At 68.8% G+C, this 23,802-nt stretch carries 23 protein-coding genes; 11 read left to right on the forward strand and 12 right to left on the reverse strand.

The window, feature by feature from the left end; translation table 11 throughout:
- A complete protein-coding gene (locus tag ABFT43_RS16835; protein WP_347961457.1) occupies window positions 1–384 on the reverse strand; it encodes an ethanolamine utilization protein in 384 nt (127 codons plus the stop codon).
- Window positions 385–749: 365 nt separating this feature from the next.
- On the opposite strand from ABFT43_RS16835, the gene ABFT43_RS16840 reads away from it, so the two are divergent.
- Window positions 750–1,286: a hypothetical protein gene (locus tag ABFT43_RS16840; protein ID WP_347961458.1), complete on the forward strand. Its 537-nt coding sequence runs from the start codon at window positions 750–752 to the stop codon at window positions 1,284–1,286.
- Here ABFT43_RS16840 and ABFT43_RS16845 read toward each other — a convergent pair.
- A complete protein-coding gene (locus tag ABFT43_RS16845; protein ID WP_347961459.1) occupies window positions 1,215–2,501 on the reverse strand; it encodes a DUF418 domain-containing protein in 1,287 nt (428 codons plus the stop codon). The genes ABFT43_RS16840 and ABFT43_RS16845 overlap by 72 nt on opposite strands.
- Window positions 2,502–2,582: 81 nt before the next feature.
- Between ABFT43_RS16845 and ABFT43_RS16850 the strand changes: the two genes are divergently transcribed.
- Window positions 2,583–3,173, forward strand: coding sequence for a TetR/AcrR family transcriptional regulator (locus ABFT43_RS16850; RefSeq protein ID WP_347961460.1), 591 nt, complete (start codon window positions 2,583–2,585; stop codon window positions 3,171–3,173).
- Between the two features lie 79 nt (window positions 3,174–3,252).
- Here ABFT43_RS16850 and ABFT43_RS16855 read toward each other — a convergent pair whose 3' ends face one another.
- The 3 genes from ABFT43_RS16855 to ggh all read right to left on the reverse strand — a co-directional run bounded on the left by ABFT43_RS16855 (window position 3,253) and on the right by ggh (window position 5,683).
- A complete protein-coding gene (locus ABFT43_RS16855) occupies window positions 3,253–3,570 on the reverse strand; it encodes a hypothetical protein (protein ID WP_347961461.1) in 318 nt (105 codons plus the stop codon).
- Between the two features lie 126 nt (window positions 3,571–3,696).
- Window positions 3,697–4,263, reverse strand: coding sequence for a DinB family protein (locus tag ABFT43_RS16860; protein WP_347961462.1), 567 nt, complete (start codon window positions 4,261–4,263; stop codon window positions 3,697–3,699).
- A gap of 79 nt (window positions 4,264–4,342) precedes the next feature.
- The gene (ggh, locus tag ABFT43_RS16865; protein WP_347961463.1) at window positions 4,343–5,683 is read right to left on the reverse strand and encodes a glucosylglycerate hydrolase; all 1,341 of its coding nucleotides are present in this window, start codon (window positions 5,681–5,683) and stop codon (window positions 4,343–4,345) included.
- A 132-nt stretch (window positions 5,684–5,815) separates the two neighbouring features.
- Between ggh and ABFT43_RS16870 the strand changes: the two genes are divergently transcribed.
- Entirely contained in the window at window positions 5,816–6,496 is a 681-nt protein-coding gene (locus ABFT43_RS16870) for an SDR family oxidoreductase (RefSeq protein WP_347961464.1), read from the forward strand.
- A 24-nt stretch (window positions 6,497–6,520) separates the two neighbouring features.
- Here the strand turns inward: ABFT43_RS16870 and ABFT43_RS16875 are convergent, their stop codons facing one another.
- Window positions 6,521–6,910 (reverse strand): nuclear transport factor 2 family protein, encoded by a 390-nt coding sequence (locus tag ABFT43_RS16875; RefSeq protein WP_347961465.1) that lies wholly within the window; start codon window positions 6,908–6,910, stop codon window positions 6,521–6,523.
- Window positions 6,911–7,359: 449 nt separating this feature from the next.
- Here ABFT43_RS16875 and ABFT43_RS16880 point away from each other — a divergent pair, with 449 nt between their 5' ends.
- Genes ABFT43_RS16880 through ABFT43_RS16895 form a run of 4 tightly spaced genes read left to right on the forward strand, consistent with a single transcriptional unit; the run spans window position 7,360 to window position 11,673 of the window.
- Window positions 7,360–8,040, forward strand: coding sequence for a DUF4129 domain-containing protein (locus tag ABFT43_RS16880; protein ID WP_347961466.1), 681 nt, complete (start codon window positions 7,360–7,362; stop codon window positions 8,038–8,040).
- Window positions 8,037–9,314 (forward strand): DUF4350 domain-containing protein, encoded by a 1,278-nt coding sequence (locus tag ABFT43_RS16885; RefSeq protein WP_347961467.1) that lies wholly within the window; start codon window positions 8,037–8,039, stop codon window positions 9,312–9,314. Before ABFT43_RS16880 ends, ABFT43_RS16885 begins: the two co-directional genes overlap by 4 nt.
- Window positions 9,311–10,381, forward strand: a complete 1,071-nt coding sequence (locus ABFT43_RS16890) for an AAA family ATPase (RefSeq protein WP_347961468.1) — start codon at window positions 9,311–9,313, stop codon at window positions 10,379–10,381. Before ABFT43_RS16885 ends, ABFT43_RS16890 begins: the two co-directional genes overlap by 4 nt.
- Window positions 10,381–11,673 (forward strand): DUF58 domain-containing protein, encoded by a 1,293-nt coding sequence (locus ABFT43_RS16895; protein WP_347961469.1) that lies wholly within the window; start codon window positions 10,381–10,383, stop codon window positions 11,671–11,673. Before ABFT43_RS16890 ends, ABFT43_RS16895 begins: the two co-directional genes overlap by 1 nt.
- A gap of 31 nt (window positions 11,674–11,704) precedes the next feature.
- Here ABFT43_RS16895 and ABFT43_RS16900 read toward each other — a convergent pair whose 3' ends face one another.
- Both ABFT43_RS16900 and ABFT43_RS16905 read right to left on the reverse strand, forming a co-directional pair.
- On the reverse strand, window positions 11,705–11,980 hold the full coding sequence (locus ABFT43_RS16900; RefSeq protein WP_347961470.1) for a hypothetical protein: 276 nt from the start codon (window positions 11,978–11,980) through the stop codon (window positions 11,705–11,707).
- 58 nt (window positions 11,981–12,038) lie between these two features.
- Window positions 12,039–13,034: a stage II sporulation protein M gene (locus tag ABFT43_RS16905; RefSeq protein WP_347961471.1), complete on the reverse strand. Its 996-nt coding sequence runs from the start codon at window positions 13,032–13,034 to the stop codon at window positions 12,039–12,041.
- Between the two features lie 162 nt (window positions 13,035–13,196).
- On the opposite strand from ABFT43_RS16905, the gene ABFT43_RS16910 reads away from it, so the two are divergent.
- Window positions 13,197–14,033 (forward strand): RDD family protein, encoded by an 837-nt coding sequence (locus tag ABFT43_RS16910; protein WP_347961472.1) that lies wholly within the window; start codon window positions 13,197–13,199, stop codon window positions 14,031–14,033.
- Between the two features lie 467 nt (window positions 14,034–14,500).
- Here ABFT43_RS16910 and ABFT43_RS16915 read toward each other — a convergent pair whose 3' ends face one another.
- Window positions 14,501–15,691 (reverse strand): acyl-CoA dehydrogenase family protein, encoded by a 1,191-nt coding sequence (locus ABFT43_RS16915; RefSeq protein WP_347961473.1) that lies wholly within the window; start codon window positions 15,689–15,691, stop codon window positions 14,501–14,503.
- Window positions 15,692–15,764: 73 nt separating this feature from the next.
- Between ABFT43_RS16915 and ABFT43_RS16920 the strand changes: the two genes are divergently transcribed.
- A complete protein-coding gene (locus ABFT43_RS16920) occupies window positions 15,765–16,097 on the forward strand; it encodes a TfoX/Sxy family protein (RefSeq protein ID WP_347961474.1) in 333 nt (110 codons plus the stop codon).
- 166 nt (window positions 16,098–16,263) lie between these two features.
- Here ABFT43_RS16920 and leuS read toward each other — a convergent pair whose 3' ends face one another.
- A complete protein-coding gene (leuS, locus tag ABFT43_RS16925; RefSeq protein WP_347961475.1) occupies window positions 16,264–19,149 on the reverse strand; it encodes a leucine--tRNA ligase in 2,886 nt (961 codons plus the stop codon).
- Between the two features lie 120 nt (window positions 19,150–19,269).
- Between leuS and ABFT43_RS16930 the strand changes: the two genes are divergently transcribed.
- Both ABFT43_RS16930 and ABFT43_RS16935 read left to right on the forward strand, forming a co-directional pair.
- The gene (locus tag ABFT43_RS16930) at window positions 19,270–19,794 is read left to right on the forward strand and encodes an SdpI family protein (protein WP_347961476.1); all 525 of its coding nucleotides are present in this window, start codon (window positions 19,270–19,272) and stop codon (window positions 19,792–19,794) included.
- 8 nt (window positions 19,795–19,802) lie between these two features.
- Window positions 19,803–20,798 carry a bile acid:sodium symporter family protein gene (locus ABFT43_RS16935; protein ID WP_347961503.1) on the forward strand — a complete coding sequence of 332 codons (996 nt, stop codon included), beginning with the start codon at window positions 19,803–19,805 and terminating at the stop codon, window positions 20,796–20,798.
- Window positions 20,799–20,823: 25 nt separating this feature from the next.
- Here ABFT43_RS16935 and ABFT43_RS16940 read toward each other — a convergent pair whose 3' ends face one another.
- Both ABFT43_RS16940 and ABFT43_RS16945 read right to left on the reverse strand, forming a co-directional pair.
- Complete coding sequence (locus tag ABFT43_RS16940) at window positions 20,824–22,869, reverse strand: CocE/NonD family hydrolase (protein WP_347961477.1); 2,046 nt, start codon at window positions 22,867–22,869, stop codon at window positions 20,824–20,826.
- Window positions 22,870–23,079: 210 nt separating this feature from the next.
- Complete coding sequence (locus ABFT43_RS16945) at window positions 23,080–23,673, reverse strand: YqgE/AlgH family protein (RefSeq protein ID WP_457590170.1); 594 nt, start codon at window positions 23,671–23,673, stop codon at window positions 23,080–23,082.
- Window positions 23,674–23,802 lie beyond the last annotated feature (129 nt).

Genomic DNA, 23,802 nt, shown 5'->3' on the forward strand with positions numbered 1-23,802 from the left:
TCAGAGGAGCGAGGCGTCGCGCAGCCCCGTGTAGAAGGCGAGCGCGTAGTCGGGGGTGCTGAAGTAGATCTTCGAGCCCTTCGGGAAGAAGATCGCGTCCTTGGCCTTCGCGACCAGCTTCTGACCGGTTTCCTTGTTCTCCAGGAGGAACTCGCCCTCGAGGACGACCTTCATCTCGTCGTACTCGTACTCGTAGTACAGCGGCTCGTCGGTGTGGCGGAGCTCGAAGTACCCGGAGCTCATCGGACTGCCCTCGGGGTTCTCATAGACGTCGCCGATGAAGCCCTCGGTGCCCGGGTACTCCTCTTCGGACATCCTGGGCAGGTCTTTCCAGGCCCCGCTGGTCACCCGGAACTCCAGAGCCTTGGCACTCTCGATCGTCACGATGGTCCTCCCATGTCTGTCTAGGGGCGTACGCGCGGTGCGCGTGACGTTGTGCGGCGTCCGGAGCCTCCGTCGGGGTATCGCACCCTGGATCGGTGTGACTCATCTGAGTGGACGCCGTCCCCTGTTATGAAACAAGCGGTCTGTTTCAGGAATGTGACGGCTTTGTAATGGAGTGCTACACGGGGTATCTGGTCACAGAAAGTGGCGTCGGGGCCACAGTGTCGTCCGTCCGGGGGAATCACAGCCACGTCTCAATTTCGTCGGCCGATCCAGACAATCCGGTCACTATCGTGGCGGCATGTCCGCGTGGCCACACGGGGGCTTCCCTGTCGGTCGGGGACCAGGCCCTCGGAGAGGACACGATGAAACCCAGTAAGTACGCCCTGCCCGTCATCGCCGCCCTGAGTCTCGCGCTCACCCTGTTCGGCGCAGGAAGCGCGACCGCCGCGTGGAGCGTCGAACCCGGCAGGTTCCCGCACACCCAGGCACTCACGGACGGCAAGCTGACCGTCACGGTGACCAACACGACCGATATCCCCGCCGGCTGCGCATTGTCGGTCTATCGCGCCGCGGACGCCTCCGCCGTGGCGAACATGACGAGGGTGATGAACGAGTTCTACGCCGGCCAGGCCACGAGCGCCGACCTCCTCGCGGCCCGTGCCCTCATCGCACAGGGGCAGTACACCGACCTGACGATGAACTCCATGATGGCCGGCGGCACGTCACATCAGTTCACCTGGAATTCCAGGCGGACCGACACGAGTTACACCGTCCTTCAGAACTGCACCGCGAATGACGAGGCGGGGACCGTGATATGGGGCGTCTCCTCATACGTCGTCAGCGGCAGTGGCGCGAGGGGCAGCGGGGGCACCGGAAGTCTGGGATCGCTGTTCGGATGATCGGACACCGACATCCGCTCGCCGACTCCGTTCTCGCTCGCCGACTCCCTTCTCGCTCACGGAATCCGGGCGGGCGAGAACGGGCTTCGTAGAACCTGCGAGAACCGCGTAACCGCGGTGCCACAGCCACTCCAGCGGACCCCGTTCGAAGCGGTTCAACCAGGCACGGGACATGACCATCATCAGTGCCGAGATCCCCAGGTAGAGCACAACCGTCGCGGGAACCACGGTCTCGGCGTCGAGGCGCCCGGCCAGGCCGAGCCCCCACCCATAACAGATCGCGCCGGCGAGCATGTTCTGGAACACGTAACAGCTCAACGCCATTCGCCCGATGGGTGTCAAGGCGCGACCCCACCTGCCGGGTGTCCGGCCGTGGGCATGGACGCCGGCGATCCACGCCAGCAACCCGAGTGACACCACAGGGGCGATCCCGTAGCGGCCCAGCATCAGCCCCGCGTCGCCACCGGTGAGTCCGACGACGAGGTCGAGCGGCAGTGCGATCCCGAGTCCGGCGATCATCAGCCGCCGCCGGAGCGTCGCCCCACGCGGTTCGAGGACACCGGCTCGCAGAAGCGCGGCGCCGGCGAGAAAGAGTGCGATCGACATCGGGAGGATGAAGATCACCTCGGCGCGGAACAGCAGCAGGTGCTCGGCACGAAAGGCGACGAGATCCCAGAAGCTGCCATCGGCGTAGGGGTTGGGCTGCAGGGGTTCTCCTTTCGTCTTCGGCGCCGAAGCGAGGGCGAGGGTCACCATGGCCAGCAGGGTTAGGTGCGTGGCGACGGCGATCCCGAGCGCGACATGTTGCCGTCCGATCCGCATCGACAAGAGATAGGCCACGATGACGCCGGTGACCGCGTAACCCATGAGGACGTCGAACTCGGTGAAGAGGAAGTAGTTGACGAGACCGTCGACGAACAGGAGCGCACACCGGACGTAGTAGCGACCGGGCCACGGTTGTCCCCGTCGGATGGCCGACCGCTGCTGAATGGCCAGGCCGATCCCGAACATGATCGTGAGCAGGCCGAGGAACTTGCCCTGCGCGAGTTGTTGGAGGACGGCCTGGACCGGTTCCCACGCGCCCGATGCCCGGTTCGAACCCTGGATGTACCCGACGAGGCCGTCGACGTTCGTGAAGATCCAGATGTTGGTCGCGAGGGTGCCGAGGATCGCGAGCCCGCGCAGGACGTCGAGCGAGGCATACCGGATGGACATGTGCGGTCTCCGATGTTTGGTGACACGACTGTGCTAATACGTGATGGCGCCAAGGTAGCACAGCTGTACTAGCATGAGTCAATGCCCAAGCTCATCGACCATGCCGAACGCCGCGCGGAGATCGCCGAGGCCCTGTGGCGAATCGTGCTGCGCGAAGGAGTGTCCGGGGTGTCCGTGCGCGAGGTGGCGGCCGAGGCAGGTATCTCCGTCGGGTCGTTGCGGCACGTGTTCGCGGACAAGGCCGAGCTGCTCGAGTTCTCGATGCGTCTGATCTTCGACCGGGTGGGGGAGCGGGTCGGCGCCCACGGACACATCCGCAACCCGTTGCGGCGGGCGGAGGCCGCCCTGTCCGAGGTGATGCCGTTCGACGACAACCGACGCGTCGAGATGCACGTGAACCTCGCGCTGCTCACCGAGTCGGTCGCACATCCCGGGCTCGCCGAGGCGGCGCGTGATGCGTACGAAGGGCTGCGACTGCTGTGCCTGGCGGTGCTCACCGACCTGCGCGAGCATGGCCTCGTCGACGACCGGGTGAACCTGGACGACGAGGCCGTGAAACTCCACGCCCTGCTCGACGGGATGGCGATGCACATGCTCGTCGACGAGCGACATGCCCCGACGGCGAGTCGGGTGCTGAAGGAGTATCTGGCCGGGCTGGCGCCGGACGGCTGATCGGGGTTTCGCTCATCGACCCGTTCCGCTCGGGGAATCCGCGCGAGAGGCAACGGAATCGGCGGGCGCGACGGTCGGGTCACCGGGTGCGCGGCCGGTCCGGGTAGCCGAGAAGCCTCGCCCAGTACTCGTCCGGGAGTTCGTGGCCGGCCCGGAGCACCCGGGCGAGGCCGGCGGCCATGAAGACCCCGAGGAGCCCCAGCCACAGGCCGGCGAGGGAGATCGCGACGACGGCGATGGTCCGGGCCATCGGCCACGGGTCCAGGACGAGAAGGAGCGGGGCGAAGAAGAATCCGGCGGCGACGAACCAGAACGAGAGTTCCTTGTCGCACCTCATCACCACACTCAGCCAGCGAGGAGTCGGGGTGCGCGGGGTCGTGGTCGGGAGAGTGGCCATCGGGAACCTCCTGGGGGAGCCTGACGTACCTCCAGGGTCCGCCGGTTGCGCACGGAAGACCACTACCTCGCAGGTAGTACCGGAACGATCCCCGTCGCCGGGCGAGGAGGACCGGTGGAGAAACGGCTACCGGAATGACTCGGCGGCCGTCTCGATCCGTCGGCGCAGGCCGATCCAGTACCCGGGGTCGTCGGAACGCGCTTCTCCCGGCAGACGCCCGACCGTGCCGTCGATGAGTTCCCGCACGATGTCGGCATGTCCGGCGTGGCGGGAGGTCTCGGCGACCATGTGGACGAGGATCTGGTGCAGGGTGACCCTCCGGCGATCGGGCGGCCACGGCGCCACCTGGCCGACGGTGCCGAGGTCCAGAGCGCAGATCGTCTCGTCGGCATGGTCGCAGGCCCGACGATAGAGCCCGAGGATCTCCTCACGCGTCTCTTCGGGCCGGGCCCACATGTCCACGTCGGGAACGTCGCTCGACAGCCAGGCAGGCGGATCGGGGAAGGGTCGTCCGAACACCGCCCCGAAGTAGCCGATCTCGCAACCGGACAGATGCTTGACGAGACCGAGCAGGTTGGTGCCGTGGGGTGTCAAGGGCCGCCGAACGTCGTACTCGGACAGCCCGTCGAGCTTCCACCGCAACGCTTCTCGTGCTTCGGAGAGGTAACGGTGCAGGGTCTGTTTGGCGCTCACGGATCCTCCATCGGCGAGGCGCGGTCGGTGATCCCTCGACCACCGTACTCCGCGCGCCCTACGACAGCGCGGCTTCGGATCAGTCGAGCCAGTCGAGCACCGCGGCGGCGGTCCAGCTCTGCTGCATGCTGCCGAGCGGCTCGCCGGTGAAGGGCTCGTAGTACTCGGCGAACGAGCCGTCGGTGGCCTGGCGCAGACCCTCCTCACGCAGCCGCGCGGACCGCTCGGGCCAGCCGCGACGTGCGAATGCCCAACTGAACAGCCAGGTCATGACCGGCCACACCGGACCCCGCCAGTACTCGCGCGGGCGGAAGTCCACCGAGATCGGCGACGTCGACGGCGGGACCGCGTACCGGAGGTCGGGGTGACCGCAGAAGCGCGGACCGTCGAACAGACGGAGCAGGGCGCGTTCCCGGTCGCGGGGCAGGCCGCCGGAGATGAGCGGTGCGAACGCCGCGATGGTCTCGGTGTTGATCCACTGGTCGGCGCGCAGGTCGAAATCCCTTGCCGTGCCGTTGCGGTCGTTGGTCGCGGCCACGACGCCGGCGCGGAACCGCTCCGCCCACGAGCGCAGGTCGCGAACATCGGCGAGCGGCTTGGAGTAGTCCTCGCCGATCTCGGCGAGGACGTCGCAGGCGACGGCGAAGATCGCGCTCACGAAGACGTCCTCCACCGCGAAACACATGACCTCGGACAGCAGTTCGTCGTCGTAGTTGGCGCGCTTCATCTGTTCGACGAGCCAGATGTAGCGGTCGTACTCGAGGTCGGTGGGTCGCATCGACAGATCCGCGACGTGGTCGAGATCGGCGCGCTGATATGGCGGGAGGTCCTCGCCCGGAACCACATTCGCGTAAGCGGAATCCCATCGCGGCGAGTTGTCCATGCCGGATTCCCAGCCGTGGTAGATGGTGATCCGGCCGCGGCCCCGCGGATCCCGGGCGTGGGCGAGCCAGCGATGCCACCGCATGAGCGAACCCCAACGGCGGTCGATGAACTCGTTGGCCACCGCGCGGGTCGTGCGGCCATGGCGTCGCGAATGTTCGAGAATGCGCTGCACCGCGATCGCGTGGACCGGCGGCTGGGTGATGCCGGAGGTGTCCGGGAAGTCCGGGGCGGCCTCGGCCAGGCGCGCACATTCCCAGCGCGACGGACCGGGGAAGTAGCCGTCCCGGCCGTTCGCGAACACGATGTGCGGGATCATCCCGTTGCGCCACTGCGCCGACAGCAGCGTGTCCATCTCGATGACCGCACGCTCGACGGACAGCGGCGCCAATCCGACGGTCACGAACGCGGCGTCCCAGCTCCACATGTGGGGGTACAGCTTGGGCGCCGCACTGGTCATCGTGCCCAGGTCGTTGCCGCGCAGCAGGTAAGCGGCACGCGCCGACAGCTGCGTTGGGGTGAATCCGTACCTGGCCACGCCGAAGATTCTGCCCCGGGCCGCCCGGGTCTGCTCAACGAGGTGCCCGAGACCTTCCGGGTCCGCGCCGCGGCACTGCTCGGGCGGGTCGGCAGGACGGATCCGCCGACCCGCACCAGTAGGGTTGGTGACGTGCCCACCGCGTTGATCACCGGGGCGAGCCGGGGCCTCGGCGCCGAGATCGCCCGCCAGCTCGCACCCACACACGACCTGCTCTTGGGCGGGCGTCCGTCACCCGAACTCGACAGCCTCGCGATGGAACTCGACGGCGCGAGCACCTTCGCCGTCGAGCTGACCGACTACGACGAGGTCGCCGCCGCGGTCGAGTCCATCAGCGCGCTCGACGTCCTGGTCCACAACGCGGGCGTCGGCAGCAGTCTGGAGCGCATCGCCGACACCCCGGTCGAGGAGTGGCACCACGTCCTCGAGGTGAACCTCGTGGCCGTCGCCGAACTGACCCGGCTGTTGCTGCCGGCGCTGCGGTCGGCGGAGGGCCACGTCGTGTTCATCAACTCGGGGTCGGGACGCACGTCGAAGCCCCGCTGGGCGCCGTACGCCGCCAGCAAGTTCGGCTTGCGGGCGCTCGCCGACGCGCTGCGCGCCGAGGAGCCGACGCTGCGGGTCACGTCGATCTACCCGGGGCGTATCGACACCGACATGCAGCGCGAACTGGTCGCGATCGAGGGTCGGGACTACGACGCATCGCAGTTCCTGCGGCCGGAGTCGGTCGCGGCCGCGGTCGTGCACGCGATCGAGACCCCGGAGGACGCACACCCGCAGGACATCGTGTTGCGGCCGACCGGACGGGGATAGCGGGGCCGCCCCCCGGGCGCGACGTCAGAGTTGCTTCAGGTCTTCCGGCCGCCACACTGCGCGCATCGACTTCACCTTGCCGTTCTCGTCGAAGACCATGATGTCGACCGGGGTGATCTCGAAGGCGAGCCCGGAGGTCTTGGTGACCAGGGTGAACTCGAAGACCGCGGTGTCGCCGGCGGTCTTCTTCCACTTGAGTGTGGCGCTGCGCTCGTCCATGCCGGTGATCGTCGAGTAGAACTCGACGAGCTGTTCACGGGTGTTGCGGATGTCGGCGCCGATCGGGTCCTCGACCGTCGCGTCCGGCGCGTAGAGATCGGCGATCTGCTCGGCCGTTCCCGAGGTGAGCAGCTGGATGTAGGAGTCCACCGCCGCGTCGATCTTGTCGACGAGGCTCGCTTGTTCCACGGTCATGAGTCCTCCAGAAATTAGAACGTGTTCTATTTCCGGACGGTAGCACGAGCGGATGACGGCCGGAGGCGGTTCCCCGGCGAAGACCCGTGCCGCCGGGCAGCGACCGTCGGCGCTCCCGCGGCTCGGTCGCAGCGGGCGCCACGGTCGGCGGCGCGCGGTCGTCCACAGCAGATCCGCTGATCAAATGGTTTGCCGGCAGGTTGTCCACAAGGGGGCCGTCGACACGGGAGACCGGCCGGTTGTTTTGGTACGTTCGGCCGCACAGAGTCCCGGCGTCGACGCCCCGACGTCGTGCCCAGGTCCACTGACGCGGAAAGGCCGGTATCCGTGACGATGTCCGAGTCACCGCAGGACCCGGTGTCCGCCGAACCGGGACCCGCAACGCGGGGGCTGCCGCCCGAGGAGTCCGATGAGTGGACGCCCGTTGCCCGTTCCCGGGGAGTCGTCCGGTGACCCCCGTCCTCGCCGCACCCCTGGACCCCGGCAACGACGAGGCCCGTCGGTGGGCCCGGGACGAGTTGTCCGACAGGGAGTATCAGCCGCCCGAACCGTCGTGGTGGGAGAGATTCAGCGAGCGCGTGTGGGAGTGGGTCGCCGACAACGTCCTCGATCTCTTCGGCGAATCGGACACCCTCCGCGCGATCGTCCTCGTGGTGGCCGTCCTCCTGGTGATCGGCCTGGCATTCGTGGTCCTGCGCCACGTCCGGCGCGCCCCACGCATTCCCGCAGCGGACTCGGCGAAGAGCACCGAGGTCGTCGTCACGGGCGCGCCGCAGACCGCGAAGGAGCTTCGCGCCGACGCCGAGCGGCTCCACGCGGCCGGCGATCACGACGCGGCCGTGATCGCCGCGGTCCGTGCCCTCGCACGACGCGCCGTCGAGCGCTCGTTGCTCGCCGACGAGCCGTCACTGACCGCCCACGAGGTGGCGTCGGAGCTGGCCGACCGATTCGTCGGACACCGTGTGGAGTTGCTCGACGCCGCGGATCTGTTCGATGCGATCGCCTACGGCAACCGTCACGCGTCGGCCGAGTCGGCGCGCGCGGTCATCGACCTCGAGCGAACCGTCGGATCGGCGTCGCCGACCGAGCCCGCCCCTGCACGTCCCCGCCGTCTGGCGGTGCCCCGATGACGGCCACCTCGCCGGCGCCGGCCACACCGATCACGCCCTCGCGTCCGACACGCGGGACGCCCTGGTGGGTCTGGGTACTCGTCACGGTGTTCGGAGTGCTCGCGATCGGCGTCGTGGTGGTGCTCGCGGGGACCGCGCTCACCGGCGTCGGGAACGGTCCGGGACCAGGGGTGACCCACGACCCGGACAATCCGCGTCCCAACGGCTCCCGAGCGCTTGCACGGATCATCGACGACCACGGTGGCGAGGTGCGGATCGTGCGCGGTCTCGACGAGCTCACCGATGCGCCGCGGCCGGGTTCCGGGACCACCGTCGTCGTCTCGTCGGTGGATTCGCTGAACGAGGGCACCGCGGATCAGCTCCTGGAACGGGTCGCCGACGCCGATCGGGTGGTCCTGATCGCCCCGCAGCAGGTGGCGCTGGAGCTGCTGCATCTACCGGTGGACCTCGACCACACCGACGCCTCGTACTCCGCCGTCACCGCGCGGTGCCAGACCGAGGACATCGATCCGACCGATACCATCACGGGCGGCGGAACGGGCTATCGCACCACGGAATCCGGAGCGCAGGAGTGCTTCACCACGGACGCGACGTCGAACGTGCTGATCATGCCGCGCACCGCCGACCGACCCGAGATCGTGCTCGCCAGTGGCGAGATGTTCACCAACGGCAACCTCACCGACCACGACGACGCCGGGGTCGCGGTGCGGTTGGTCGGTGGTTCCGGTGAGGTGCTCTGGTACGTCCCCTTCGTGACCGATCAGGTCCGGGGCGAGGACGAGCCGTCCGCCATCCCACGTGCACTCGGTCCGCTGATCGTGCTGGCCGTATTCGCGGTCCTGGCGCTGATGCTGTGGCGGGGACGGCGGTTCGGGGCGCTGGTCACCGAACCGTTGCCCGCGGTGGTGAAGGCGATCGAGACGACGCGCGCCCGGGGACGCATGTATCAGAAGGCCCGCGCCGACGCCCGGGCCGCGGCCGCGCTCCGCATCCACGCGCTGACATCGCTGGCGTCCTACCTCGGCCTTCCCTACGACGCCGGACGCGCCACCGATCTGCTGGCCGATCCGGACTGGGAACTGTGGATCGCACCGGGCGACCCGCCGGATCCGGCGGTCGACGCGATCATCACCACCGTGGTGTCGGTGACCGGGCGGAGCCCCGACCGGGTCCGCGCGCTGCTCGCCGGCCCACTGCCGGCCACGGCCACCGATCTCATGATCTTCACCAGCGAACTGACCGCCCTCGAGAAGGAAGTCCGACACACGCCATGACAGTCGATCCGAATCAGCACCTCGGCACCGGTCCGTTCGAGAAGCCGCCGTACAGCGCGCACGCGCAGGACATCCCTGCCGCGGCACACTACCCGCAGACCGGACCCGGGCCGTCGTCGAACCGGGCGAGGGACGCGCTCACCGCGGTGCGGGCCGAGGTCGCCAAGGCCGTTGTCGGGCAGGATCCTGCGGTCGCAGGCATCCTGATCGCACTGCTGTGCCGTGGTCACATCCTGCTCGAGGGTGTGCCCGGCGTCGCCAAGACCCTGCTCGTCCGGTCGGTCGCGGCCGCGCTCGACGTCGACACCAAGCGGGTGCAGTTCACCCCGGACCTGATGCCGGGTGACGTCACCGGCTCGCTCGTGTTCTCTTCGGCAAGTTCGGAGTTCACGTTCCGGGAGGGGCCGGTGTTCACGAACCTGCTGCTCGCCGACGAGATCAACCGCACCCCGCCCAAGACGCAGGCGTCGCTCCTGGAGGCGATGGAGGAGCGGCAGGTGACCGTCGACGGCGTGGGCCGACCGTTGCCGTCCCCGTTCCTGGTCGCCGCCACCCAGAATCCCGTCGAGTACGAGGGCACCTATCCGCTGCCGGAGGCGCAGCTCGACCGGTTCCTCCTGAAGGTGACCCTGCCCCTGCCTCCGCGCGAGGACGAGATCACCGTGCTGACCCGGCATGCGGCGGGCTTCGATCCGCGGGACCTGCAGGCCGCTGGATTGCGTGCGGTGGCGTCGGCGGCCGACGTCGAGGCCGGGATCGAGCAGGTCCGGCGGGTCGCGGTGGCGCCGCAGGTGGCCGCGTACATCGTCGACATCGCACGGGCGACCCGGTTCTCGCCGTCGCTGTCGCTGGGTGTCAGTCCGCGTGGCGCGACCGCTCTGCTCGCCACCAGCCGGGCATGGGCATGGCTCAACGGTCGCGACTTCGTGACGCCGGATGACGTCCAGGCGCTGGCACGATCGACGCTGGCCCACCGGTTGTCGCTGCGTCCCGAGGCGGAACTCGAGGGCGTGTCGGTGGGATCGGTGCTCGACGCCGCGGTCAAGTCGGTCCCCGTTCCGCGCTGATGTTCCTCACCGGCCGGTTCCTGATCCTGGTGCTGCTGGGCGCGGTGCCGATCCTGGTGTGGCCGAACTACGCCGTCCCACTGCTCTGGGTGCTGTTCTGCATCGCGCTGATGTGCCTGGACCTCGCACTGGCCGGAACCACCAGGTCCCTCCGCATGGTCCGCTCGACGCCCGGTCCGGTGCGGCTGGGGGAGAGCACCACCTGTTCGATCGCGGTGACCAACACCGGTACCGGGACGTTTCGCGGAGTCCTGCGCGACAGCTGGCAACCGTCGGCCGGCGCGCATGCCACCACCCACCGGATCGCCGTTCGCAGGGGCGAGACCCGTACGGTCACAACCACACTCACGCCGACGCGCCGGGGTGACCGGCTGGCGGCGAAGGTGACCATCCGCCGCCTCGGACCGCTCGGCCTCGCAGGACGTCAGCGCAGCGTCTTGCTGCCCGGGCGGGTGCGGGCGCTGCCACCGTTCGGGTCGCGGCGGCTGCTCCCGTCACGGCTGGCGCATCTGCGGCAACTCGACGGACGGTCGGCGGTCCGGATCCGCGGTCAGGGCACCGAATTCGATTCGCTGCGTGACCATGTCGAGGGTGACGACGTGCGGAGCATCGACTGGCGGGCCACCGCGCGCCGGCGGTCGGTCGTGGTGCGGACCTGGCAGCCCGAAAAGGACCGGCACATCGTGATCGTGCTCGACACCTCGCGCACGTCGGCGGGGCGTGTCGGCGACGTCCCACGTCTCGACGCCGCGATGGACGCGGCACTGCTGCTGGCGTCGCTTGCGTCGCATGCCGGTGACCGGGTCGACCTCATCGCCGGGGATCGGCGTGTACACCGCCGCGTCGTGGGTGTGGGCCGCACCCAGCTGCTCAACAGCATGGTGACCGCGATGGCCGACCTGGAACCCGCTCTGCTCGAGGCGGATTGGCCGCTCCTCGGCGCCGAGGTCGCCAAGCTCAGCCGTCAGCGCGCGCTGCTGGTGCTGCTGACGCCACTCGAACCGGCTGCGGTCGAGGAGTCGCTGCTGCCGCCGCTGTCGGTGCTGGCCCAGCGCTACAAGGTGGTGATCGGCTCGGTGGCGGACCCGGCGCTCGAGGAGATGGTCGCCGACCGCAGCGATCCGGAGTCCGTCTACGACGCGGCGGCCGCCGCCCGGAGCATCACCCTGCGCAACCGCACGTCGATCGCGCTCGGCCGCCTCGGCGTCGACGTGGTCGACGCCCCGCCGGAGAAACTGCCGGCACGACTGGCCGATCACTATCTGCTGTTGAAATCGCGGGGGCTGCTGTAGAAGTCGGCGCGGTGAGAGAACCGGGTCCGGTTCAGGACTTGGACTTCACCGCCCGGTAGCCGAGGAAACCCACGTAGGCCGCCAGGCCGAGGACCCCGATCCGCCGGGTGCGCGGCGACACCAGGGCCACACCGATCGCGGTCTCGCAGGCGCCGTTCCGGTGGGTCCACGTCGTGGTGTCCTCGGGGAACACCGGTGCGGTGATCGGCGCAAACGCCTCCGGCTTGATGAAGTGCGCGACGCCGACCGCGGCGGTTCCGGCTCCGATCAGCGAGATCGCGTCCAGGGACTTGTCCTGCTTGGTCATTCTGTGTTCCTCTCGGGTGGGAGTGGCGTCGTCGACACGGCTCGTCGTACGCCGACGGTCATCGGGTCACCGGCGCGACGAATCCCCGCTCGAACTCGTCGAGGTCACCGGTCTCGCCGGACTCGTGGGCGCGCCGTCCGGCGACGAATACGTAGGTCATGAACAGTCCCCAGGCGATCACGCCGATGCCGATGCGCGCCCACGTCGGCAGGGGGGAGGGCGTCACGAACGCCTCGATCACGCCGCAGATGAGCAGCACGACGACGAGTCCCAGCGCGACACCGATCGCGGCGCGTCCTTCTTCGCCGAGAGCAGCTGCGCGCGTCCGGTTCCCGGGTGACACCCAGGACCAGAAGATGCGTAGCCCGACCCCGGCGGCGACGAAGAGGCAGGTGAGTTCGAGCATGCCGTGGGGGAGCAGGAGTCCGAAGAACAGGTCACCACGGCCGTGCCTGATCATGATCGAACCGACGACGACGAGATTGAGCACGTTGGTGTACAGCATCCAGATCACCGGGAAGCCGAAGACCCCGACCACGATGCAGAGCGCGGCGAGCCAGAAGTTGTTGGTCCACACCCGCGCCGCGAACGACGTCGCCTCGTGTTCGCTGTAGTAGTTCGCGAAGTCGTTGGTGACGAGACGCTCGATCTCCTGCGGCGAGGCGAAGGAGTTCTCGAGCCGCGGGTGTTCGAGGACCCACCAGGTCATCACGACGGCGGCCGGCAGCGATGCGCCCATCACCGACAACCACCACCAACGCATCCGGTACAGGGCGGCGGGGAACGACACCGCGAAGAAGTGCGTCACCGTCGACAACGCGTTGACCCGGGTGCCCGCGGCACGGCCTCGGGCCCGGGCCAGCAGCGTCGACAGGTAGGCGACGAGCGTGGCGTCGGGGGCGCTCGAGCGGATCACCGACAGGTGCGTCGCCACCCGCTGATAGGTGTCGATGAGTTCGTCGGCCTCGGCACCGGTGATGCGACGGCGACGCGAGAGGTCGTCCAGACGTTCCCACGTCGCCCGGTGGGCGGACACGTACGCGTCGAGATCCACGGAGCCAGCCTATCCGTGTTGCGCACGGGTCCGGCGACGGTCATTCAGAGGATCGCCCGGCTGTGGACACGCTCGACGGCCACCCCGATTCCCGTCGTATGGTGAGGCGTGTCGTTCGGACCGCCTCCCACCCGACCGCCGGGGCCGCCTGCCGGGCCGTTGATGCCGCTGGGGCCCGGCAATGTCGCCTGGGGCGCCGGGTCGTCGGCCACCGTCGGTGTGGGGAGAGACGACCTCGTCTCCGGGGAGGCCGTCGCACTCGCTTTGCCGCCCGCAGGCCTCGGCTATCGCATCCTGTCCGGGATGATCGACGTCGCGCTCGGCATCATCCTGTGGCTGTTCCTGTGGTGGCTGTCGTACAAGGTGGCCTTCGACGTCGGCGCCGCGTGGCGCGGGACCATCGACACCCTGCTCCCGATCGCGAGCGTGGTCGCGTTGCCGGCGATCACCGAGACGCTGACCGGCGGCAAGACCATCGGACATCTGGCCCTCGGTCTGCGCACCGTGCGAGACGACGCCGGTCCCATCGGGTTTCGGCATGCACTGACCCGCGCACTGGTCGGCTTCGTGGAAATGTATTCGTGCCTGGGCATCCCGGCCCTCATCAGCGCCGCGATCTCGCGGAAGAGCAAGCGGATCGGCGACCTTCTCGCCGGGACCTACGTCATCCGCGACCGGCACCGCATCACCGAACAGCATCCGATCGAGATGCCCGCGGGCCTCGCGTCGTGGGCGGCCTCCGCCGACATGGCGTCGCTGCCGGACGGGTTGGCCGTCGTGATCCGTCAGTTCCTCAACCGCCGTCACGGCATGAAACCCGAACCGCGCGCACATGCGGCGCTGCGACTGATCTTCTCCGCGGCGCCGTACGTGGCACCGGCCCCACCACCCGGGGCATCCCACGAGGACGTGCTGTGCGCGATCATGGCCGAGCGTCGCCGCCGCGACACCGAGCGACTCGAGCGTGAGGCACGACTCCGGGAGCGACTGTTGCGCTGACGAGCGGGAGCGTCGAGAGGCTGCTCTGCTGCACGGACGCGGGCGTCCTGACGAGCACGGACGCGGGCGTCCTGACGAGCACGGACGCGGGCGTCCTGCCGAGCACCGTCGCGGGCGTCCTGCCGAGCACCGTCGCGGGCGTCCTGCCGAGCACCGTCGCGGGCGTCCGAGCACCCACCGGTGCGGTGGTGGCGGCCCCGATCGCGTCGTCGAACGGGCGGTCGGCGCGGATGTTTCCCGTGAAACGGTTCGCGAACCGGTCGTCGCGCCGTGGGCCGCGGCCGCTCGGGCACACCTCGCCACCGTGGCGGCCGCTCGGGTCCGAACCACTCCGGACCCACGGTGCGCGTGATCGACAACGACGGTTCATCGGGGCCCGTGGCGACCGAGCCGAGCGGCGCGTAGGCCGTCGCGGCGACTGCTCGGACAGGTGTGAGGTCCGGGGAACCGAGGGACCGTACGGTTGCCTACTTCAGGTCGGTGCTGGACTTGCCGAGCACGCGGCGCGCGATGATCAGCTGTTGGATCTGCTGCGTGCCCTCGAAGATGTCGAGGATCTTGGCGTCGCGGGCCCACTTCTCCAGCAGGGTGGTCTCCGAGAAACCCACCGTCGCACCGATTTCCACCGCCTTGTTGGTGAGATCGTTGACCATGCGACCCGCCTTGGCCTTGGACATCGACGCCTCGGTGGAGTTCGGCTGCTTGTTGTCGGCCATCCAGGCGGCGCGCAGGGTGAGCAACCAGGAAGCCTCCCAGTCGGATTCGAGGCGGATGAACTCGGCGACCGTGGCGTGCTGCGAGGCAGCCGGGCGGTCGTAGTCGATCTCGTGGCCGGCCTCTTCGATCATCCGGCGGAGCTCCTCGAGCGCGGCACGACCGAGACCGATCGCCATCGCGGCGACGACGGGACGCGTGTTGTCGAAGGTCTGCATGACCCCGCCGAACGCCTTCTTGGTGTCGATCTCCGGGGAGCCGAGCAGGTTCTCCGCGGGGACGCGGGCGTTCTCGAAGCGGATCACCGCGGTGTCGGACGCCTTGATGCCGAGCTTCTTCTCCAGGCGGACGACCGTGACGCCCTCGGTGTCCATCGGCACGACGAAGCTCTTGATGGCGGCGCGACCGAGGCTCTTGTCGAGCGTCGCCCACACGACGACATGGTCGGCGCGGGAACCGGCGGTGACGAAGATCTTCTCGCCGTTGATGACGTAGTCGTCGCCGTCGCGGGTCGCGGTGGTGGAGACGGCGGCGGAGTCGGACCCGAAGCTCGGCTCGGTGATGGCCATCGCGGCCCACACGTCCTTGAACTTCTCGAGCTGATCCGGGGTGGCCACGGCGGCGATGGCCGCGTTGCCGAGGCCCTGGCCCGGGACGGAGAGCAGCAGGCCCACGTCGCCCCAGCTCATCTCCAGCGCGGACAGCAGGCCGCGCATGTTCGCGCCGTTCTTCGACGGTGCGTCGTCCTTCGACTCGGCATCGGCGGACTTCTCACCGCCCTGCCCCTGCTTGGCGAGCTTGGCCAGCTCGTCGAGCTCGACCGGGTACTCGTGCTCGGCCTTGTCGTACTTGCGCGAGATGGGCCGGAAGATGTGCTCGGCAGCGAGGTGGGTGCGCTCGACCGTCGAATCGAACTTCTTCGGGAGCTCCAGGTTGATCGCCATGGCGCTACCTTACTGCGCGGTAAGATAGTTGCCAAGTCCCTTGTCGTCACGAGGTGGGGAATAGCCTGGAATCGTGGTGTACGACGAGGAGCTCGCGTTCCGGATCCGCGCTCTTCTCGCAGCGGAGAGCCGGGTCGACGAGGTGCCCATGTTCGGCGGCCTGGCGTTCCTCATCAACGGCAACATGGCCGTCGCGGTGAGCAGCAAGGGCGGGATCATGGTGCGCGTGCCACCCGAGGAGACCAACGCGTTGCTCGAGTACCCGCACACCGCGCCGATGCACATGTCGGCCCGGGAGACGCTGGGGTGGCTGCGGGTTTTCGACGAGGGCGTCGCCACCGACCGGCAACTCAAGAGGTGGGTGACGATCGGCGCGGACTATGCGCGGAAGCTACCACCGAAGTAGGGGTGCCGCGCCGCGGCAGCACCTCGGTGCAGCGGTGCACGGTTCACCGAACTCCGCTCGCGCTGCCCACATCCCGTGGAGCACGTACGAAACAGATGGGGCACCTTGATCCGCACACCGGATCAAGGTGCCCCGTCGTTCGCTTGGTTGCGGGCGAGTTCGCCTGTCAGGGAACGACGTTCACCAGTCGTCCGGGGACCACGATGACCTTGCGAGGCGCTGCGCCGTCGAGGATCGCGGCGATCTTCTCGTCGGCCAGCGCAGCGGCGCGCAGGGCGTCCTCGTCGGCGTCGGCCGCGACGGTGATGCGGCTGCGGACCTTACCCTTGACCTGAACCGGGATCTCGATCGACTCCTCGACCAGCCACGCCTCGTCGGCCTCCGGGAAGGCGGTGCGCACGACGAGGGTGTCGTGGCCCAGCCGGTGCCACAACTCCTCGGCGATGTGCGGCGCCAGCGGGGCCAGCATGATCACCAGCGACTCGACGGCCTCCCGCGGGGCGCCGGTCTTCTCGAAGTTCTTGGTGAGGTGGTTGGTGAGCACGGTCAGCTTGGCGACCGCGGTGTTGTTCCGCAGGGCCTCGTAGTCCTCGCGGACACCGGCGATCGTCTTGTGCAGCAACCGCTTGGTCTCGTCGTCGGGCTCGGCATCGGTGACACGCAGCGCACCGGTCTCCTCGTCGACGACGAGTCGCCAGATGCGCTGCAGGAATCGCTGCGAGCCGACGACGTCCTTGGTCGCCCACGGACGCGACTGGTCCAGCGGACCCATGAACATCTCGTACACGCGCAGGGTGTCGGCGCCGTAGTCGCGGCAGATGTCGTCGGGCGCAACCGAATTCTTCAGCGACTTGCCCATCTTGCCGTACTCCTGGCGGACCTCCTCGCCGTTGTAGAAGAACTTGCCGTCCTTCTCGACGACCTCCTCGGCCGGCACGTAGATGCCGCGCGAGTCGGTGTAGGCGTACGCCTGGATCATGCCCTGGTTGAACAGCTTCCGGTACGGCTCGCGGCTGGAGACGTAGCCGAGGTCGAACAAGACCTTGTGCCAGAAGCGCGAGTACAGCAGGTGCAGCACCGCGTGCTCGACACCGCCGATGTACAGGTCCAGGCCACCCGGGTCGTTCGGACCGTGCAGCTGCGGCCGCGGGCCCATCCAGTAGGCCTCGTTCTCCTTGGCGCAGAACGTCTCGTCGTTGGTGGGATCGATGTAGCGCAGCTGATACCACGAGCTGCCCGCCCACTGCGGCATGACGTTCGCGTCGCGGGTGTAGGTCTTCGGACCGTCGCCGAGATCGAGCTCGACGGTCATCCAGTCGGTGGCCTTGGCCAGCGGCGGCGACGGCTCGCTGTCGGCGTCGTCGGGGTCGAAGGACACCGGCGCGTAGTCGTCGACCTCCGGAAGCTCAACGGGCAGCATCGATTCGGGAAGGGCGTGCGGCCGGCCGTCCTCGTCGTAGACGATCGGGAAGGGCTCGCCCCAGTAACGCTGGCGGGCGAACAGCCAGTCGCGCAGCTTGTACTGGATCTTGCCGGTGCCGACGCCGTCGGCCTCGAGGCGTTCGACGATGGCCTTCTTGGCGTCCTCGACGTTCAGGCCGTTCAGGAAGTCGGAGTTGACCAGCGGGCCGTCGCCGACGTAGGCCTCGGCCTGCACGTCGGTGTCGGACCCGATGACCTCGCGGATCGGCAGCCCGAAGACGATCGCGAACTCGTGGTCGCGGGTGTCATGGGCCGGAACGGCCATGATGGCGCCGGTGCCGTACCCCATCAGCACGTAGTCGGCGACGAAGACCGGGACCCGCTCGCCGTTGACCGGGTTGGTCGCGTAGGAGCCGGTGAAGACACCCGTCTTCTCCTTGTTCTCCTGGCGCTCGAGGTCCGACTTCGCGGCGATCGAGGCGCGGTAGGCGGCGATGGCCGACGCCGGGTCGCCCTGCCCGAAGGTCCAGCGCTCGTCGGTGCCCTCCGGCCAGGCATCGGTGGTCAGCTGGTCGACCAGCGGGTGCTCGGGTGCCAGCACCATGTAGGTGGCGCCGAAGAGGGTGTCGGGGCGCGTCGTGAAGACCTCGATATCGCCGACGCCGGGTGCGTTGAACCGGACCTGCGCACCGCGCGAGCGGCCGATCCAGTTGCGCTGCATGGTCTTGACCTTCTCCGGCCAGTCCAGCAGGTCGAGGTCGTCGAGCAGACGATCGGAGTAGGCGGTGATCCGCATCATCCACTGGCGCAGGTGCTTGCGGAAGACCGGGAAGTTGCCGCGATCGCTGCGGCCGTCGGCGGTGACCTCCTCGTTGGCCAGCACGGTGCCCAGACCCGGGCACCAGTTGACCAGCGAGTCGCTCAGGTAGACCAGACGATGGTCGTCGAGGATCTTGTTGCGCTCGGCCTGCGACAAATCGGCCCATGACCTGCCGGCGTACTCACCGGGCAGCTCGCGCGCGCCCGACGCGAACTCGTCGACCAGCTCGGAGATGCGACGGGCCTTCTTCTGCTCCGGGTCGAACCAGGCGTTGTAGATCTGCAGGAAGATCCACTGCGTCCACCGGTAGAACTCGACGTCGGTGGTGGCCACGCGGCGACGCTCGTCGTGCCCGAGGCCCAGGCGCCGGATCTGACCCAGGTAGCGCTCGATGTTCTTCTCGGTGGTGGTGCGCGGATGCGTGCCCGTCTGCACCGCGTACTGCTCGGCGGGCAGGCCGAAGGAGTCGAAGCCCATCGTGTGCAGCACGTTCTTGCCGGTCATCCGCTGGAAGCGCGCGTAGACGTCGCTGGCGATGAAGCCCAGCGGGTGGCCGACGTGCAGGCCGGCACCCGACGGGTAGGGGAACATGTCCTGCACGAAGAGCTTGTCGGGTGCGTCGGCCGACGCACCGCCGTAGGGACTCAGGTCACCGGCGAGGGGTCCGACGGGGTTGGGCGCCTCATAGGCGCGCTCCTCGGACCAGACCTTCTGCCAGCGATGCTCGAGCTCACCCGCGACCTCCGCGGTGTAGCGATGAGCGGTGGCCCCCGCGGAGCCGTTGGTGCTGGTGGTGTCGACTGAAGTCACCCGACCAGGGTAAATCCTGAGCCCGATGGTCCTGAAATCCGCCTCGTCGGCAGCACCGACCGGCGCCGTCGCCGCGGCGCCGCCGGTCGGGCGGATTCGGTCCGTCCACCCGTCGGTCGTATGCTCGTGGACGTGAACGCCCTGTCCATCGTCGTCGCCGTACTGCTCCTCGCGCTGGCCGGGCTCTTCGCCGTCGTGGGTGTGCGAGGCCTGCGCGGGACCCTCCCGCGCAACCGGTGGCTGGGTGTCCGCGCCGACGAAACGATGCGCTCGGAGGAGGCGTTCCGCGTCGCCAACCGCGTCGCCGCGCCCGGCACGGTGGGGGCGAGCGCGATCCTGGTGCTCGGCGCCATCGCCACCCTCGCCGTGGACAGCGGCTGGTCGGTCCTGTTCGGGGTCGCCGCCCTGATCGTCGCCCTCGTCATCGTGGGCCTGGTCAGCGGACTCGCCGTGCGCGCGGCCGCAACCGTGCCCGCCGAGGACGCCGGCTGCTCCTGCTGCTCGGGTCACGCCGACGCCGGCGCCGCCCCGCACGACCACTCGGGCGAGAGGTCCGGCTCGGACCCGGCCGCCGACTGCGGGACCAGCAGCTGCGGCGCATGCTCGCTGAAGGGCATCTGCTCCAGCGAGAACGCGCAGGCCTGATCGGCCGTATGCGCACCCTCAAGAACCTGCTCGACCGTTCCCCGATCGACGGCTTCATCCTTGCGATCGTCGCCGCCGTCGTGGTGGCCGCGTTCCTGCCCATCCGGGGCTCGGTGGCCGAGGCCTTCGACTGGGTGGTCGTGGTCGCGATCGGCGCCCTGTTCTTCCTCTACGGGACGCGGCTGCAGCCGCGCGAGGCGCTCGACGGCCTCAAGCACTGGCGCCTGCACCTGCTGATCCTCGCGTTCACCTTCGTCGCGTTCCCGATCATCGGCCTGGCGCTCAAACCCGTCGCCGAGCCCCTGATCGGTGACGACCTGTACGCCGGGCTGCTGTTCCTGTGCCTGGTGCCGTCGACGGTGCAGTCCTCGATCGCGTTCACCTCGATCGCCAGGGGCAACATCGCCGGCGCCATCGTCAGCGCCTCGGCGTCGAACATCCTGGGCGTGTTCCTGACGCCGCTGCTGGTGGTCGCGCTGATGGCCAACACCGGCGACGCCCACATCGACGCGTCGTCGATCCTCGAGATCGTCGGGCAGATCCTCGTCCCGTTCATCGTCGGGCAGCTCGTGCGCCCGTGGGTCGGGCCGTTCTTCGCCCGGCACGCCAAGATCACCAAGCTCGCCGACCGCGGCACCATCGTGCTCGTCGTCTACGTCGCGTTCAGCGAGGGCGTCGACCACGGCATCTGGTCCAGCGTCGACGCCGCGCAGATGATCTGGGTCGCGATGATCTCGCTCCTGCTCGTCGCGTTCATGCTCGTGCTGACCGGCTGGGTGCCCAAGCGCCTCGGCTTCGACCGCGCCGACACCATCGCCATCCAGTTCTGCGGCACCAAGAAGAGCCTCGCCACCGGTTTGCCGATGGCCACCGTGCTGTTCGCCGGGTCGACCGTCGGCCTCATCGTGCTGCCGCTGATGATCTTCCACCAGATCCAGCTCATCATCTGCTCATGGCTGGCCGGACGGTACGGGCGCGAGGCGGCAGGACTCGAGACGGCCTGACGACAGGCCTCGAGCACCGCCGGGTTCAGCCGCCGATCGGCTCCGACAACGGCAGGTTCACGAAGCTGGGGCGGCTCGGATCCAGCTGGATGTGCTGCGGTTTCAACCCGGACTCGTTGAGCAGCGGGCGCAACGGAAGGGCCCGCGGGAAGTTCATCGCGAACACGTCGACCCGCAGACGATGTCCCGGCTTCACGATCGCCTCGGTGGGCAGCAGGCCGATGTCGACGGCCACGGGCCGGCCCGGCGCGACGCGCTGGCGCGACGACAGCGTCAGGTGATAGACGGGATCGATCACATCCCCGTTCGGGGCGAACTGCGAAGCGGCGCGGTCGTATCCACGCAGCGAAGTCATCACCTGACCGGAACTGATCACCTTCGACGTCCCATCCGGCGCGACGTCGTTGAGGGTCGCGGTCCAGTAACCGTCGGTGGCGTCGAGGACGGCATTCAGCCGCACGTTGGCGTACCCGGACACACTGCGCGCCTTGGTCATCGGTGGAGTCGTGAACGAGAGCGCGGCCCGTTCGGAGATGCGCGCGTCGTCGGCGCAGAAGGGGAAGATCGCCAGGGCGCCGGCGGTCTGCTGCGCGGCGTCGCGCGAGCACATGGTCGCCAGACCCGGTGCGACGGTCAGACGCGCGCGCGAGCGCGGGGGCGTGGTGGTCAGGCTGCCGTCGCGGACCGCGTACGGGGCGGTGCCGCTACGACGATCCGACAGGTACAGGCGCTGGCGTTCCATGCCCGCGCGCGGGAACTGCCGGGCGGTGATCCACGAGTCGCCCACCTGCTTCAGCTGGACGGGTCCGTACTCGTCGATCCCGTTGTCGATTCCCTTGAGCCACTTGTCGAACCATGCCTTCTGCAGGACGTCGAGGCGCGGGGGAGTGCCCGCGCGGCCCTGCTGCCCGCCGCCGATCGTGAGATGGTAGCCATCGCCCATGATCAGCTGCTTGCGGCCCGGGGGCAGCGGGATCTTGTTGTACATGCGGACCTCGGAGTTGGTGAACAGATCGAACCAGCCGCCGTAGATGAACGTCGGGGTGGTGATCTTCTCCGCGCGGTCGAGCCAGGCGGTGCGCGGCTCGGAATCGGTCTCCAACAACGCCTTCAGGTGATCCGGCACCGAGGGGATGTCCGGGGTCAACAGGGCCGCGAACAGCTGGGGATAGAACGTCAGGGGATCGGAGATCCGGTCCGCCAACCACTTCCAGTCGAAGGTGCCGTTCAGCATCGACGCGACGTTCGGGATCATCTTGGTGCCGTTGACCAACGCCAGCCACATCGGCAGGAAGCCGACGCCCAGACCGCCTCCGGGAGCGACGATGTCGCGGATGAGGTCACCGCCCGGCTCGACCGGGAAGATCGCCTTGAGCGCCTCGGGGTTCTTGTTGGCGGCCTGGATCTGGTTGATCGCGGAGTACGAGACACCCGACATGCCGACCTTGCCGTTCGACCACGGTTGTCTGGCCGCCCAGTCGATGACCTCGACCGTGTCCTGCTGCTCGCGATTCTGGAAGACGTTCCACTTGCCCTGGGAGAATCCGGTTCCACGGACGTCGACGACCACCTGCGTGTACCCGCTCCGGACGAGGTCGAAGTCGACGGCGAAGGTCTTGGCCCCGCCGTCGCGGATGGTGTGAGCGATGTCGTTGATGCCGTCGATCGGCGTGCCGCGCAGGTTGATCGACCGCGCGATCTGCAACAGCCACGGCTCGAGCACCGGGTGCTGGACGACCGCCGCGCTCAGCGCGGAGACCAGCTTGGTGTACGGGGTCATGGTGACGATGACCGGCAACTTCTTCGACGTCGGCCGTTCACGCGCGTCGGCGGGCCGGTAGACGTTGGCGCGCAGGATGGTGCCGTCGCTCATGCGGATCGGCACGTCCCACGTGACGTTCACGCCGGCGTACGGCTGCGGACCGTCGTGGCCCGCCTGCCACCGCGCCGCGGCCGCCCCACCGGTCGGACCGCTCGGTGCCGCTCCCGCGATCGCCGTGGGCGCGACCAGCACACCCACGAGCGCGATCACCCCTGCCAGCAGACGGACACTTCTCGACGACCCGCCCATGCACACCCCCCGTGTGTCATGCGCCGCGGCGGCTGAGCGCAGCGCGGCGAAATCCGATCAAGCGATCACAACGTAGCACTGAGGGTGAGGTGGGTCACCGGCATGCCCACCACGGGCCGAGACAGTCGCGGACTCGGGTGCGGCTTCGCAGGCCGGAGGTCGCGATTCCGGGCGGAACCCGTGACTTGGCGGGGGGTTGGGGTGCCGGGGTCAGTTGACGCTGAGGTCGATCGGGTGGGTCGCCAGCAACGGCATCGGCCAGGGCTGGCGGCGGAGGACGTCGAACCAGACGTCGGTGGCGGGCGGAGCCAGGACGTCGCGAGGGAGGGCCGAGGCGAGCATCCAGCTGAACTGGTCGAGCTCGCCGTCGAGCTGACCGATGCCCCACCCGGCGTAACCGGCGAAGATGCGGACGCCTTCGAGGAAGGGTTCCAGCGACTCGGGGTCGGCGTCGAGGTCGACGAGCACCACGCGACCGTCGACGGGCCGCAGCGCCGGGTGATCCTCGACGTCGACGCCGTGCTTCATGACGCCGAGGCACAACGCGGCGTCCTGCTTGACCGGGCCGCCGACGTACAGCGCGCGGGGCGAGGCCGCGAGGTCGGTCCACCGGGGCAGCAGATTGTGCACCGCGGTCTGGCTCATCCGGTTGAGGATGACGCCGAGGCTGCCGCCCTCGTTGTGCTCGATGATGTAGACGACCGTGCGCGCGAAGGTCGGCTCGACGAGGTCGGTCGAGGCGATGAGGAGTGTTCCGGGGCGCAAGCGATGGGTCGGATCCGCGTCCCACGGGACGCCGGGCATGCGGCCACCGCCACCGCTTCCCGCCGGGAAATCCCCGGGACGGAACTCCGGTGTGGGATCCTCTGCGTCGTCACCGCCGGCCACGCGACCATCATCGCACGTCCGTCGTGTCGTGGGGTCCACACGTTC

The sequence above is a fragment of the Gordonia aurantiaca genome (assembly GCF_039939235.1).
GTDB lineage: Bacteria > Actinomycetota > Actinomycetes > Mycobacteriales > Mycobacteriaceae > Gordonia.

Bases quoted from the DNA above. Each gene is read 5' to 3' on its own strand.
- ABFT43_RS16840 (WP_347961458.1), top strand. From the start codon at position 750: ATGAAACCCAGTAAGTACGCCCTGCCCGTCATCGCCGCCCTGAGTCTC.
- ABFT43_RS16845 (WP_347961459.1), bottom strand. From the start codon at position 2,501: ATGTCCATCCGGTATGCCTCGCTCGACGTCCTGCGCGGGCTCGCGATC.
- ABFT43_RS16850 (WP_347961460.1), top strand. From the start codon at position 2,583: ATGCCCAAGCTCATCGACCATGCCGAACGCCGCGCGGAGATCGCCGAG.
- ABFT43_RS16855 (WP_347961461.1), bottom strand. From the start codon at position 3,570: ATGGCCACTCTCCCGACCACGACCCCGCGCACCCCGACTCCTCGCTGG.
- ABFT43_RS16875 (WP_347961465.1), bottom strand. From the start codon at position 6,910: ATGACCGTGGAACAAGCGAGCCTCGTCGACAAGATCGACGCGGCGGTG.
- ABFT43_RS16885 (WP_347961467.1), top strand. From the start codon at position 8,037: ATGACGGCCACCTCGCCGGCGCCGGCCACACCGATCACGCCCTCGCGT.
- ABFT43_RS16890 (WP_347961468.1), top strand. From the start codon at position 9,311: ATGACAGTCGATCCGAATCAGCACCTCGGCACCGGTCCGTTCGAGAAG.
- ABFT43_RS16895 (WP_347961469.1), top strand. From the start codon at position 10,381: ATGTTCCTCACCGGCCGGTTCCTGATCCTGGTGCTGCTGGGCGCGGTG.
- ABFT43_RS16900 (WP_347961470.1), bottom strand. From the start codon at position 11,980: ATGACCAAGCAGGACAAGTCCCTGGACGCGATCTCGCTGATCGGAGCC.
- ABFT43_RS16910 (WP_347961472.1), top strand. From the start codon at position 13,197: ATGCCGCTGGGGCCCGGCAATGTCGCCTGGGGCGCCGGGTCGTCGGCC.
- ABFT43_RS16915 (WP_347961473.1), bottom strand. From the start codon at position 15,691: ATGGCGATCAACCTGGAGCTCCCGAAGAAGTTCGATTCGACGGTCGAG.
- ABFT43_RS16930 (WP_347961476.1), top strand. From the start codon at position 19,270: ATGCTCGTGGACGTGAACGCCCTGTCCATCGTCGTCGCCGTACTGCTC.
- ABFT43_RS16935 (WP_347961503.1), top strand. From the start codon at position 19,803: ATGCGCACCCTCAAGAACCTGCTCGACCGTTCCCCGATCGACGGCTTC.
- ABFT43_RS16940 (WP_347961477.1), bottom strand. From the start codon at position 22,869: ATGGGCGGGTCGTCGAGAAGTGTCCGTCTGCTGGCAGGGGTGATCGCG.
- ABFT43_RS16945 (WP_457590170.1), bottom strand. From the start codon at position 23,673: ATGCCCGGCGTCCCGTGGGACGCGGATCCGACCCATCGCTTGCGCCCC.